Annotated in this window: 9 protein-coding genes; 6 read left to right on the top strand and 3 right to left on the bottom strand. The window is 71.7% G+C overall.

Going from position 1 to position 13,032, the window contains the following annotated elements:
- Positions 1-95: 95 nt before the first annotated feature.
- Genes ACIQNU_RS38345 through ACIQNU_RS38325 form a run of 5 tightly spaced genes read left to right on the top strand, consistent with a single transcriptional unit; the run spans position 96 to position 7,150 of the window.
- Entirely contained in the window at positions 96-1,850 is a 1,755-nt protein-coding gene (locus ACIQNU_RS38345; RefSeq protein WP_401375635.1) for an AMP-binding protein, read from the top strand.
- Positions 1,834-2,682, top strand: a complete 849-nt coding sequence (locus tag ACIQNU_RS38340; RefSeq protein WP_401375632.1) for a class I SAM-dependent methyltransferase — start codon at positions 1,834-1,836, stop codon at positions 2,680-2,682. The genes ACIQNU_RS38345 and ACIQNU_RS38340 overlap by 17 nt, the downstream gene beginning before the upstream one ends.
- Positions 2,683-2,705: 23 nt before the next feature.
- Complete coding sequence (locus tag ACIQNU_RS38335; protein WP_401375629.1) at positions 2,706-2,966, top strand: acyl carrier protein; 261 nt, start codon at positions 2,706-2,708, stop codon at positions 2,964-2,966.
- On the top strand, positions 2,963-3,781 hold the full coding sequence (locus tag ACIQNU_RS38330; RefSeq protein ID WP_401375626.1) for an acyl-ACP desaturase: 819 nt from the start codon (positions 2,963-2,965) through the stop codon (positions 3,779-3,781). Before ACIQNU_RS38335 ends, ACIQNU_RS38330 begins: the two co-directional genes overlap by 4 nt.
- 3 nt (positions 3,782-3,784) lie before the next feature.
- A complete protein-coding gene (locus ACIQNU_RS38325) occupies positions 3,785-7,150 on the top strand; it encodes an aminotransferase class I/II-fold pyridoxal phosphate-dependent enzyme (protein ID WP_401375623.1) in 3,366 nt (1,121 codons plus the stop codon).
- 6 nt (positions 7,151-7,156) lie between these two features.
- Here ACIQNU_RS38325 and ACIQNU_RS38320 read toward each other — a convergent pair whose 3' ends face one another.
- Positions 7,157-8,158 carry an NAD-dependent epimerase/dehydratase family protein gene (locus tag ACIQNU_RS38320; RefSeq protein WP_401375620.1) on the bottom strand — a complete coding sequence of 334 codons (1,002 nt, stop codon included), beginning with the start codon at positions 8,156-8,158 and terminating at the stop codon, positions 7,157-7,159.
- Positions 8,155-10,395: an MMPL family transporter gene (locus tag ACIQNU_RS38315; RefSeq protein WP_401375617.1), complete on the bottom strand. Its 2,241-nt coding sequence runs from the start codon at positions 10,393-10,395 to the stop codon at positions 8,155-8,157. Before ACIQNU_RS38315 ends, ACIQNU_RS38320 begins: the two co-directional genes overlap by 4 nt.
- A gap of 185 nt (positions 10,396-10,580) precedes the next feature.
- Between ACIQNU_RS38315 and ACIQNU_RS38310 the strand changes: the two genes are divergently transcribed.
- The gene (locus ACIQNU_RS38310) at positions 10,581-11,744 is read left to right on the top strand and encodes a GNAT family N-acetyltransferase (RefSeq protein ID WP_401375615.1); all 1,164 of its coding nucleotides are present in this window, start codon (positions 10,581-10,583) and stop codon (positions 11,742-11,744) included.
- Positions 11,745-11,797: 53 nt separating this feature from the next.
- Here the strand turns inward: ACIQNU_RS38310 and ACIQNU_RS38305 are convergent, their stop codons facing one another.
- Positions 11,798-12,940 (bottom strand): cytochrome P450, encoded by a 1,143-nt coding sequence (locus ACIQNU_RS38305; RefSeq protein WP_401375736.1) that lies wholly within the window; start codon positions 12,938-12,940, stop codon positions 11,798-11,800.
- Positions 12,941-13,032 lie beyond the last annotated feature (92 nt).

The raw sequence follows: 13,032 nt of genomic DNA, 5'->3' as shown, positions 1-13,032 counted from the left end.
TTTTTATGAGGATGTTGGTTTATCTCTCATGAGGAAACCGGCTGACTACCATGGGCGGCACCTGAATTCCAAGAAGGCTGGAAGGCGAGTCCCCGGTGCATGACCGATGGATCACATCGACACTCCAGACGTATGAAGGGGACTCGCGTTTCGCTCACGCGTATTCGGGCGCCGACGGAAACACGGTCTCTTTGTCCCGCGCCGAATTGCTCGCGGCCGTACGCGCATCGGCCGGCTGGCTGCTCGCCGCCGGACTGCGCCCGGGGGACCGGGTCGCGCTGGTCGCCGGTGAGCCAGGGCCTTTCGTGCACGCGTTCCTCGGGGCCGTCTGGGCCGGTCTCGTGCCGGTGCCGGTTCCCCCACCGCCTCGACTCGGCCGCCGTGACGCCTGGCGCGAGGCGCTGGGCGAGGCCCTGGCGGTCGCCGGACCACGCGTCGTCATCGCACCGGAGACGACCCTGCCGCTGCTGTCCGGCCTGTGCCCGCGCTCCCTCCCGTACACCCGCCAACTCCCCGACAGCGCCGGGGCGGTCGGGCCGCGCGAGCCCGTTCCCTACCGTCCCGACCGGATCGTGTATCTCCAGTTCAGCAGTGGCAGCACCGGCCGGCCCCGTGCGGTGGCCGCGACCGCCGGTGCGGTGAACGCCAACGCGCACGCCATCATGCGCGACGGGCTGGCCGCCGACCCCGACCACGACCACGCGGTGAGCTGGCTGCCGCTCCACCACGACATGGGGCTCGTCGGATTCGTCCTCGCCCCGCTCGCGGTGGGCCTGCCGGTGACCCTGCTGTCCGCACACGAGTTCGTCCGCGACCCCGGGATGTGGATGCGCGCGATGTCCCGGGTGCGGGGCACCATCACCTTCGCTCCGAACTTCGCCTTCGCGCTCGCCGCCAGACGGGTCCGCCCCGACGACATCGCCGGTCTCGATCTGTCACGGGTGCGGGTACTCGGCTGCGGGGGAGAGCCGGTGAACGCGAGTACGCTCCGCCGCTTCACCGAGGCGTACGCGCCCGCCGGACTGGATCCGGCCGCGCTGCTCCCGTGCTTCGGTCTCGCCGAGTCGACGCTCGCGGTGACCTTCGGGGCGCGGGCGCGCGGCGCACGGACCGACGCGATCTCCCCCACCGCCCTGCGCGACACGGACCGGGCGGTTCCGCTCGACGCCGACCCCGGCACTCAGTCCGACGCCGAACCCGACGCTCGGCCCGACGCCCGATCCGACGGTGCAGAGGCGCCGTTGGAGGTCATCAACTGCGGCAGACCGTTCCCGGGCCACGAGGTCACCGTGGTCGACGGTCTGGGCGCGCGACGCCCCGACCGCCGCGTCGGGGAGATCTGGGTCCGTGGCCCCTCGGTCGCCGCCGGGTACGTCGGTGACGCCGAGGCCACCGCGGAGACGTTCCGCGAGGACGGCTGGCTGCGCACCGGGGACCGGGGCTATCTCGCGGACGGCGAACTGCACATCACGGGACGCCTGAAGGACGTACTCGTCGTCAACGGCCGCACCATCGACCCGACCCGCCTCGAATGGCTGGTGGAGGCGGTGCCCGGGGTCCGCGCCGGAGGCGTGGTGGCCTTCACCCGGCCCTCGCCGTACACGGAGGAGGTCGTGGTGGTCGTGGAGTGCCGCCGGGACGCCGCACCCGATCTCGACCGGGCGATCCGGGAAGTCGTGGCGGAGCACTTCGCGCTGACCGTCGGTGAGGTCGTCACGGCCGGGCCCGGGACGATCCTCAGGACGACATCGGGGAAACCGCGCCGCCAGGAGATGCGCCGCAGATACCTCGCGGGACCACCGGCCGTCCCGGGACGGCGTGCGGAGGCACACGATGTCCACAGCGCCTGAGATCGACGTCAGCTACGGGCCCAGCCCCGAGTTCTTCCGGCTGTGGCTCGGTCGGGAACTGCACTACACCTGCGCGGTGTTCGACGACACCGACGACCTGCACGAGGCACAACTCGCCAAGCTCGCCGTGATGTACGACTACGCCGGGGTCCGCCCGGACTCCAGCGTGCTGGACATCGGCTGCGGCTGGGGCGGCACTCTCGCGTATCTGGCGGTCGACCGACAGGTCAGGGATGTGCACGGCATCACGCTCTCCCGCGATCAGTACGCGGAGATCGAGCGGCTGAACCTGCCGGGTGTGCGGGCCAGTTGCGTCGACTACCGCGACTACGAGCCGCCGGGCAGGTTCGACGCGCTGATCTCGATCTGCATGATCGAGCACGTGTGCCGACCGGAGCAGTTCCGCGCCGGTGAGGCGGTGGACGTCTACCGGGACTACTTCCGCAGGGCCTGGGAGTGGACGGTGCCGGGCGCCTCCTTCGCCCTCCAGCACGTCGTGGGCGACCGCATCCCGCGCGACCTCGCGGACCTCCGTGAACTGGGCTGGTACAGCCGCCGTATCTTCCCCGGCGGATTCGCCCCGCGCATGGAACACATCGTGCAGGCCGTCGGCCCGTACTGGGAGATCGACCGCCTCCGCACCCGGCGTACGCACTACGCCCGTACCACCGGGCTCTGGCGCGCGGGTCTACGGCGGAACGAGACGCTCATCCGCACCACCTGGGGCGATGAACTGTTTGTCGATTTCGATCGCTACCTCACTTTTTGTATGCGCGCCTTCGAGCAGGGATACCACTCCCTGGCTCAGTGGTCGCTGCGGCGTATCGACTGATGTCGACCGATCAGGAGAGTGGAATGAACCTTGCCGAGGCACTCGCGCTGCTGCAGAGCGCCGGTGAACAAGTCAGCCATCGCGAACTGGGGCCGCTGACCCCGGAAACGGAGGTGCAGTCCCTGGGCCTCGACTCCGTACAGCTCCTCGAAATGATCACCGTGGCCGAGCGGGACCTCGGTATCCGCCTGCCGGACGCCGTATTCGGACGTGTGGGCACGGTCGGTGAGCTGTGCGAGGCGCTGATGGCCGCGGCCCCGGAACCGCAGGCGGACGCCCGATGACCTCCCGTGCGCTGCGCGAGGCGTTCCACCGCGAGTACATGTCGTTCTTCGAACACGCGGAACGCAACCGCCGCTGGAACCTCTTCGACGACGTGCCCTGGGACCGGCTCCCCGAGGCTCCCCGGGACGAGCGGCTCGCGCTCTGCGCGGAGACGTTCTGCGGCGTGGAGATGTTCCTCCCCGACTATCTCCGCGAACACCTGTCGCTGCTGGCCGGCGACTACGGCCAGGCGTGGTTCGCGGCCAACTGGGGCTACGAGGAGGCCAAACACTCCCTCGTGCTGCGCGAGTATCTCCGCCGCAGCGGACAGCGCACCGAGGAGCAGTTGCACGACTACGCCGAGGAGGTCATGGCCCGCCGGTGGAACGCACCGCACAGCGACCCCCGGCAGATGACGCTCTACCTCGCCGTCCAGGAGCTGACCACCTTCGTGAGCTACCGGAAGCAACGGGAGTTCGCGCGCCGGAAGGGCGATCCCGTACTGGCCGAGGTGTACCGCTTCATCGGCCGCGACGAGATGGCACACGCCCGGTTCTACCAGCGCATGCTCGCCCTGCACCTCGACGCCGACCGCGCGGGCACACTCGCCGATCTCGCGCACGTGGTACGCACCTTCCGCATGCCGGCCCACGAACTGCTCCCCGACTACGCCGACCGCATCGCCGTCATGCGCACCGCGGGCATGGACGCGGCCGTGTTCTTCAGCGACGTGGTGCTGCCGCTGCTGAGCGCGCTGGGACTCACCCGCGAGGACCTGTTCTCCGTCCCGGCCCGTCCGGCGCCGACCGGCGCCGCCGCCCGCGCGGAGGGCTGAGACATGCTGCCCATCGCGATCACCGGCATGGCCTGCCGTTTCCCCGGCGCTCCGGACCTCCATGACTACTGGCGGCTCATCCACCGCGGCACCGTCGTCGGCGGCCCCGTCGGCGGACGGTGGGACCACGAGCCGTTCCACCGCCCGCAGGACCCCCGCGACCCCGACGGCTCCTACACCGACCGGGTGGCCCACCTCGACGACGTACGCTCCTTCGCCGCGCTGCACTACGGACTGCCGCCACGGCGCGTGGAGGTCACCGACCCCCAGCACCGGCTGCTGATCGAGCTGACCCGGGTGGCGCTTCAGGACGCGGGGCTGGAGCGCGGCCCGTTCCCGAGGGAGCGTACGGGGGTCTATGTCGGCGCGTCCGTGACCGAGTACAAGGACATGCTCACGTCCCGGATCCGGGCCCGCCAGCTCGCCCGGGGGCAGTTCGGGAGCGTGGACGCGGCGGACGCGGACCGGCTGACGGCCGCCGCCGACGGGGTCGCCCCGACGAACGCGTACACCGTGCCGGGCACGCTGCTGAACATGGCGGCGACCTCCGTGAGTTCCGTCTTCGACCTGGGCGGACCCAGCTTCGTGGTGGACTCGGCGTGCTCCGCGTCCCTCGCCGCCGTGCACGAGGCCGTCACCCATCTGCGCTCGGGACAGTGCGAAGTGGCCTTGGCCGGCGGGGTCTACCTCAACCTGGTACCCGACAACCTCATCGGCTTCTCCCGCATCGGCGTCGTGTCCCGTACGGGCGTCTGCCGCCCCTTCGACCGGCGTGCCGACGGATTCGTACTCGGTGAGGGCGCCGGAATGGCCGTCCTCAAACGGCTCGCCGACGCCGAACGCGACGGCGACCGCGTGTACGCGGTCATCCGCGGCAGCGCCTGCACCAACGACGGCCGCTCCAGCGGCCCCATGACACCGAGCGAAAAGGGACAGACCGCCTGTCTGGAGCGTGCCTACGACGACGCGGGCGTCCCACCGGGCAGCGTCGGTTTCATCGAGTGCCACGGCGCGGCCACCCCTACCGGCGATGCCGTCGAGATGGCGTCACTGCGTGCCCTCCGGTCGGGTACGCCTGCCGGCCCGCCGGCCTACGTCTCCTCGGTGAAGGCGAACATCGGCCACACGCTGTCCGCCGCGGGCATCGCGGGCCTGCTCAAGGCGGCCCTCGTCGTCCATCACGGAGTCGTTCCGCCGCAGGCGGGCTGTGAACAGGCCGAACCCGGGCTGCTCCCGAACGGCGGCACGTTCGCGGTCACGCGCGAACCACGTGCCTGGCGGCCCGAGCGGGACGCGCCGCGCAGGGCCGGTGTCAGCGCCTTCGGATTCGGCGGCACGAATGTGCACATGGTGCTGGAGCAGGCACCGGAGCCGTCGCCGGGACCGGCGGTCGCTGTCACGCGGGGGGCCGACGGCCTGCTGTTCCTGCTCACGGCCGGTTCGGACGCTCTCCTCGCCCAGTACGCCGAACGGCTCGCCGACACCCTGGGCGAGCCGGAGTCCCCGTCGCCGACGCTCGCCGATGTCGCGTACACCCTGGCCTCGCGGACTCCGCTGCGCGCCCGCGCCGTGGTGGCCGCCGCCACCCGCGCCGAGTTGTCGCGGCGGCTCGGCGAGTTGGCGAGCGCACTGCGTGACGACGCGGCCGTGCCGCCGGGTGTGTGGGTCCGGTGCCCCGGTATCCACCCGCGCGGCCCCGGCGGGGCACCGCCCCCGGAGGCCGAGCACCTGCTCGGATCACCTCAGCCGCACCCCCGGCGGCCGTCCGTGGCCGCCCCCGGCCGACTGGTGAACCTGCCTCCCAGCCCGGTCGAGACCAGTACGTATTGGGCCCTGGACGAACCCGAGCACACCACCACGCCCGACGGCTCCGTGACCGCACGCCTGCTGGCGGCCGTCGCCCGGGTGTCGGACTTCCCGCCGGACGTACTCGAACCGGACCAGACACTCGTGGACGACCTGGGGTTCGACTCCCTGCTCACCGCCGAACTCACCGCGCAACTGGACAACGAGTGGCCCGGACTGCCCCCGCTCACCCGCGAACTCCTGCGCCCCGGGACCACGGTGCGGGAGATCGCGGACTGGATCACGGCCCATGCCCCCAGGTTCGTACCGGGACAGACCCCGGCACCGCCCGCCGAGAAGCTGCCGCACAGCGACGGACCCACCGGACCAACTGCGGCCACTGGCCTGGCCGATCACCTACGCCAACTCGGCCTGCCGAGCCCCTACTTCGCCGTCCACGACGAACTCATCGGCGCCACCGCCCTGGTCGACGGCGTGCGCCTGACCAATTTCTCCGGCTACGACTATCTGGGGCTCACCAGGGATCCCGTGGTGACCACCGCGGCGAAGGCGGCCATCGACCGGTACGGCACCTCCGTATCGGCGAGCCGCGCCGCCTCCGGGGAACGACCGGTGCACGGCCTCCTTGAAGAGGCATTGGCCCGGCACCTGAACGCGGAACGGGCACTCGCCCTCGTCGGCGGACACCCCACCAATGTCGCCGTACTGGCACATCTGCTCGGCCCGGCCGACCTCATCGTCCATGATGCGTTCGCGCACAACAGCATCCTGCAAGGTGCCCAGCTCTCCGGCGCCCGCCGGCGGATCTTCCCGCACAACGACATGGCCGTGCTGGATCGCCTCCTCACCGAGCAGAGGCCGCGGCACCAGCGCGTCGTCGTCGCGGTGGAGGGCGTCTACAGCATGGACGGCGACCTCGCCGACCTGCCCGCACTGATCGAACTGCGGCGCCGTCACGACGTCCTGCTGTACCTGGACGAGGCACACAGCATCGGAGTCCTCGGCGCCACGGGAGCCGGTGCCGCCGAGCACTGGGGCGTCCCGGGAGACGAAGTCGACATCCGGATGGGCACCCTCTCCAAGGCGCTGGCGAGCTGCGGCGGATACGTCGCGGGCGCCGAACCCCTCATCACCCACCTCCGGCACACGACGCCCGGATTCCTCTACAGCGTCGGCATCCCGCCGAGTGCGGCGGCTGCGGCGCTGGCCGCGCTCGAACGGCTCCGCCAGGACCCCGCACTGGCGGCGACGGCCCGAGCCCGTGCGGCACGGTTCAGGCAAGGCGCCCTTGCGGCGGGCCTGAACACCGGTCTCAGTACGGACGGTTCCTGCGTCGTGCCGGTCATCACCGGTGACGCGGACACCGCACTGCGGCTCGCCGACCGGATGCGCCAACACGGCGTCAACGTACAGCCGTTCACACCACCCGCCGTGGAGAACCACCAGTCACGCCTGCGGTTCTTCGTGACCGCCGACCACAGTGAACGGGAGATCGACGCGACCGTCCGGGCCCTGACCGCCGCATGGGCGGCGCTCCAGGGAGAGGGAGCCCTCACCATCTGACGAACGCTACCGCGCCAGCAGTTCCGCCAGCCCCTCCTCCAGACGGACGGCGGGCACGAACCCCAGCTCACGGCGTGCCCGTTCCATGGAGCAGGTCCACCACGCGCTCCTCAGCTCGACCGCCTTGTCACGGTTGAGCGGCGGATGCACGCCACGGACACGGCCGACCAGCTCGGCGCCCCCGGCCACCGCACCGACCAGGGCGAGGGGCACCGGCAGGACCAGCGGACCACGGCGGCGGCCGAGCGCCCTCGCCAGCGCCGCGCACAGGTCCTCCCAGGTGTGCGTGGTGCCGTCCGACACGGAGTAGACGCCGTCGGCGGGCCGCTCCGCGCTCAGCCGACGGCCCCGGAGCGCCGCCGCGAGCAGCGCCTCGCACACGTCGTCGACATGCACCAGGGAGTATCCGCGCGGACCGAAGCCGGCCTTCAGCACCACTCCCGTACGCACCATCGGCAGCAGGGAGGGAAGGAACGCCGGGTCTCCCGGGCCGTAGACGATCGGAGGGCGGACGACGGTCGCGGGCAGCCGGTCGGACAGCGCGCGCACCGCCTCCTCGGCGGCGAGTTTGCTCCGGCCGTAGCGGGACACCGGCCGGGGAGGGTCCTCCTCCCGGCGGGGCCGGCCCTCGCGCGCGGGGCCCGCGGCGGCCAGGGAGGAGCACACGACGAGCGGCGGCGGGGACGCCGACGCGGCCACTTCCTCCGCGAGTCTGCGGGTGCCCTCCTCGTTGCACCGGCGAAACCCCTCGTCCGTGCGCGACTTGACCAGACCGCCGAGATGGAGGACGTAGTCGGCGCCGCGTACCAGCTCGCGAAGCCCCTCGCCCGTGACGAGATCCCCGGTCACCGGCCGCACCCCCGCCGCGGCGACGACCCGGTGCGCCGAAGCCTTTCGTACGAGGGCGACCAGTTCGCCGCCGTCGGCGACGATCCGCCGGCACAGCCTCCGGCCGATGAACCCCGTCGCGCCGGTGATCGCGAAACGGGCGTGTGCGGGGGTGGTCATGCGTCCTCCATCGGAGCCGCTGGAAGGGGAGTTCCTGACGGCACAGGGCCGTCCGTTCCGCGCCCGAACCGTGGCATCCACCAATTCGCGCGTCCGGCGAGCCGCATCACCGCCGGGACGAGCAGGGCGCGGATGACGGTGCAGTCCAGCAGTACGGCGAAGGCGAGCCCCACGCCGATCAGCTTCAGCAGCACCAGGGAGGAGAGCGCGAGGGCCGCCATGACCGTGGCGAAGACCAGCGCGGCGGAGGTGAACAGCCTGCCCGTGTGCTGCAGCCCGACGGCCACCGCGGTCGCCGTGTCGCTGCCACGGCGGTGCTCCTCGACGATGCGGGACAGCAGGAACACCTCGTAGTCCATCGACAGGCCGAAGGTCACGCAGAACATCAGGCTCGGCACGACCACGTCCGTGATGCCGCCCGCGCTGACGTCACCGATCAGCGGCGCGAGGTAACCCTGTTGGAAGACGGCGACGAGAACCCCCGAAGTGGCCGCCAGGCCCAGTGCGTTGAGCAGGAGCGCCTTGACGGGAATGAGCACGCTCCGGGTGAACGCCAGCAACAGCACGAAGGCCGCCACCACGGTGACGCCCACGACCAGGGGCAGACGGTCGGCCAGTACGTGTTCGGTGTCGGCGAGCCTGGCGCCGGGGCCGCCGACCAGGACAGGCACGGGCGCGGGCACCGCGCGCAGCCCGGCGGCGAGGCGGCTGCCCTGCGGGGACAGCGGATCGGTGCCCTCCGGGACCACCGACAACCAGGTGCCACCGCCGGGCTCCGCGAACCGGGCGGACGACGCATCGGGCGCCGCCACCCGCCGCCCGTCGCGATAGGTACCGGTTCGGGCGTCCACCCGACGCACCCCCGGCACCGACGCCAACCGACCCGCATACGCGTCGAGTTCCGGGCCGCTCACAGGGCCGCTCACCGGGCCGGTGGTCCGCGCGGGCAGCACCACGCTCGCCGCGTCCACCCACTCCGACCCGAAGTCCGCCCGCAGCCGCTGGGACGTCTCGGCGACGGGTGAGGACGGCGGGAGGATCCGGTCGTCGTACATGCCGAACCGCACCTGGGCCGCCGGGGCCGCCAGCAGGACGAGGAGGGCGAGCGCCCCGGCGGTCACCAGGACCGGGCGCCGCATCACCCCGCGCGCGAGCCGGAACCACGCACCCGACGACACGGCCGGGCGAGGGCGGCGGAGCGCGGCGAACACGTCCCAGCGGTCGAGGCGGTCACCGAGAAGGACGAGCAGGGCGGGCAGGATCGTCAACGCCCCGGCGGCCGACGCGCACACCACCGTCGCACCGCCGTAGGCGAGGGATTTCAGCAGCGGCAGCGGGAAGAGCAGCAGCGCGCACAGGGAGGCCGCGATGGTCGCGGCGGAGAACAGCACGGTGCGGCCGGCGCCGCGCAGCGTCCGCCGCAGCGCCAGGTCCGCTCCGGCGCCACCGGCCAGCTCCTCCCGGTACCGGCTCACGAGCAGCAGGCTGAAGTCCACCGCGAGCCCGAAGCCCAGGGCGGTGGTGATGTTCAGGGCGAAGAGCGACACCTCGGTGACACCGCTCAGCAGCCGCAGGACCGCCGTCGTGGCGGCGACCGCGACCACGCCCACCACGACGGGCAGCAGGGCCGCCGTGACGCTGCCCAGAACCCAGAGAAGGATGAGGAGTACGAGCGGCACGGCGACGAATTCGGCGAAACGCATGCCTTCCTCGCTGAGCCTCTCCGTCTCGTCCATCACCGCCGCCGCACCTGACGCCGACACCCGCAGCGGCCCCTTCGTGCCGGTGAACCGGTCGATGAGATCGCCCGCCGCGTCGCGGGTGGCCCGTTCATCACCCCGGAAGCGGATCAGTACGAGAGCGGAGTGCCCGTCCTCGGTACGCAGGGCCGGAAGCCGGTGCTGCCAGTACGCGTTCACCCAGGCGACGCGGTCGTCCTGCGTCAGCCGGCGGGTCAGGTCGCGGCCCGCGGCGGCTGCCCGCGGGGCGTCGACGGAGTCCGGTGCCGTGGCCAGAAGGATCAACTGCGGTGGCCCGGCGCGGTATTCGGAGGCGAGCAGTGCCTCGGCGCGTACGGAGTCGGCGGACGCCGGGGTCCAGCCACCGGGAGACAGCAGGTGGCCCAGGCCCAGCGCGTACCAGCAGGCCAGCGCGCCGAGAACGCCGGTCAGGGCCACGACCACCCGTGCGCGGCGCAGCGACCGCCGGCCGAAGCCGCCGTCGGGCTCTTGCTTCACGGACCGGCCCGCCCCCCTCCCTTGGCTTACGAGGAGTCAGTCATAACACAGGTCATCACGACTGGTGATCGCACAACTACGTGGAGTGCTAGCTTGGTCGGGTTTTCCGGGCGGGCGGCCGGTATCGGCCAAGGAGGCCGAGGCGGTCAAGGAGGCCGAAGCGGCCGAGGAGGAGTGGCGAGGGCATGCACAACAGCTCTGACCCGTACGACGTGGCAGTGGTCCGTACCCGTGCGGACCGATCCGCGTTCATCGGCTTCCCCCACGTCCTGCACCGGCATGAGCCCCTGTGGGTTCCTCCGCTCCGCAGCGAGCAGCGCAAGCTCATGGACCGCGGGTCCCATCCCTTTTACGAGTTCGGTCGGGCGGAGTTCTTCCTGGTCCGGCGGGGTGGCCGCGTCGTGGGCCGGATCGCGGCCGTCGACAACCCGAACCACAATCTCTTCCACGGCACGAAGGACGGCTTCTTCGGGTTGTTCGACTGCGTCGACGATCCGGGTGCGGCCGAGGCGCTGTTCACCGCCGCCGCGTCCTGGCTGCGGGAGCGGGGACTTGTCACGCTGCTCGGCCCGGTCAGCCCCTCCACCAACTACGAATGCGGACTTCTGACCGAAGGGTTCGATCTGCGGCCCGCCGTCCAGATGCCGTACAACCCGCCGCACTACCCCGGACTGATGTCCGGCTGCGGATTCACCACGGCGACGGACATGCTGGCCTGGGAGCTTCCCACCACTGTGCACGAGGACTCGAAGCTGCTGCGCCTGCTGCGGTCCGGGAGCGACCGGGGAATCCGCGTCCGGCCGTTGAATCTGCGGAACTTCGCCGCCGAATCGGACGTGGTCAAGGAGATCTACAACTCCGCCTGGGAGCGCAACTGGGGGTTCAGCCCGATGACCGACCGTGAATTCCACGCCCTGGCCCAGCAGTTGCGGCCCCTCCTCAGGCCCGGACTGGGGGTGGTCGCGGAAGTGCGCGGCGAGCCCGCCGGTTTCGCCCTGGCGGTACCGGACTTCGCCCCCGCGCTCGCGGCGGCGAACGGACGCCTGCACACCTGGGGCATCCCGCTCGGCCTGCTGCGGCTGCTGCACGCGAGCCGCCGGCTGGACCGGGTGCGGGCCGTGGTCCTGGGCGTACGGGAGGAGTGCCGCGGCCGTGGCATCGAACTGTTCCTCGGAATGGAGCTGTCACGGGTGGCGCAGCGGCTGGGCTACCCGGTCATGGAGGCCTCTTGGATGCTGGCCGACAACCACCGGGCCAACCGGACGATGAAACTCGCCGGGGCCCGGGTGATCAAGAAGTACCGCATCTATCAACGCCCGCTGGAAAGCCCCGTACCGTCCCCGGAGTGACCGGCCCCGGGGCGTCACCACGTCACCAGCCCACCAGCCACCACCCCACCAGGTCACCACGTCACCAACAGGCGTACCGGACTGCGTGACGTACTGCCCAGCCGCCAGTCCACGGCCTCCGCGGGCTCCGTGAGGCGCAGTCCGGGGAACCTGGCCGCCAGGCGGCTCAGCGCCAGTTGCAGTTCGAGGCGGGCCAGCCACGCGCCCAGGCAGTAGCGGACACCGGCCCCGAACGACAGCGTGGGAGCCTCCAGCGGCGCGAGGAGGTCGTCCAGCGTCGCGGCGGGGAAGACCGCCGGGTCGCGGTTGGCCATGGCGCAGTCGGCGAGGACCACCGCACCGGCCGGTACGACCACGCCGCCCACCTCGACGTCCTCGTACGCCTGACGGAGACTTCCCCGGTCGTCTCCCAGGGGAATCAGATGGAACAGACGGTCGGCGACGGTGCCCGCCGACTCCTCGTCCGACGCGAGGCGCGGCCAGATCTCCGGGTGCTCACCGAGCACATAGAGGAGCGAGTTCCCGAGCATGGTCATCGTGCTGTCGTGGCCCCCTACCACCAGCCCGCAGACCAGCATGACCATCTGGGCCTCCGGGATGCCGCCTTCCTCGTCGGCCGTCCGGACCAGGCCGCTCACCAGGTCGTCCCCGGGCTCGCGGCGCCGTTCGGCGAGCAGTTCGGCGCCGAACACCTTGAACTCGGCGAGGCCCGCGCCCACTTCGTCGTCCTCGTGGCCACCGTCCGAGAAGGCGTACTCACTCCAGTGGCGCATCCGCTCGCGCGCCGACACGTCGAGGCCCATGAGCCGGCTGATCACGGCCACCGGCACCGCGCGCGTGAACTCCGCGACGATGTCCACCGGCCGCTCCCGCCGCGCGAGGTCGTCCAGCAGCTGGTCCACGATCGCCGAGATCCAGGGCCGCCACCGGGCGATGGCCCTCGGGGTGAACGCGCGGCGCATGGTGCGGCGCAGGCGCAGATGGTCGGGGCCGTCCTGGTTGAACATCAGGTCCGGGCTGTTGACGAGGTTGGGCACGTCCGAGACGACCGGCGCGTCCGCCGCGTACAGATGGGCCCGGCCGAACCGGCCGTCGCTGAGAACCTGCCGCACATCGGGGTAGCGGCTCACCAGCCAGGCCGGTGAACCGTCCGGCAGGGTGGTCGGCGTGGGCGGCCCCGGTGTACCGAAGTCCATGCGGTGCAGCGGGGGCAGCACCGGGTCGGGGACGGGGGCGTTGCTGACGGGGGCGGACACGCGGTACCTCCTGGTTGCGTTGCGTTGCTCGG

The sequence above is a fragment of the Streptomyces sp. NPDC091292 genome (assembly GCF_044757265.1).
Taxonomy (GTDB): Bacteria; Actinomycetota; Actinomycetes; order Streptomycetales; family Streptomycetaceae; genus Streptomyces.
The sequence above is the reverse complement of the archived record's forward strand: the minus strand, read 5'-3'. Positions and strand labels throughout refer to the sequence as shown.

What these genes read in the sequence shown, in the direction of transcription:
- ACIQNU_RS38340 (WP_401375632.1), top strand. Translation starts at nt 1,834, where the DNA reads ATGTCCACAGCGCCTGAGATCGACGTCAGCTACGGGCCCAGCCCCGAG.
- ACIQNU_RS38305 (WP_401375736.1), bottom strand. Translation starts at nt 12,940, where the DNA reads ATGGACTTCGGTACACCGGGGCCGCCCACGCCGACCACCCTGCCGGAC.
- ACIQNU_RS38335 (WP_401375629.1), top strand. Translation starts at nt 2,706, where the DNA reads ATGAACCTTGCCGAGGCACTCGCGCTGCTGCAGAGCGCCGGTGAACAA.
- ACIQNU_RS38330 (WP_401375626.1), top strand. Translation starts at nt 2,963, where the DNA reads ATGACCTCCCGTGCGCTGCGCGAGGCGTTCCACCGCGAGTACATGTCG.
- ACIQNU_RS38310 (WP_401375615.1), top strand. Translation starts at nt 10,581, where the DNA reads ATGCACAACAGCTCTGACCCGTACGACGTGGCAGTGGTCCGTACCCGT.
- ACIQNU_RS38325 (WP_401375623.1), top strand. Translation starts at nt 3,785, where the DNA reads ATGCTGCCCATCGCGATCACCGGCATGGCCTGCCGTTTCCCCGGCGCT.
- ACIQNU_RS38320 (WP_401375620.1), bottom strand. Translation starts at nt 8,158, where the DNA reads ATGACCACCCCCGCACACGCCCGTTTCGCGATCACCGGCGCGACGGGG.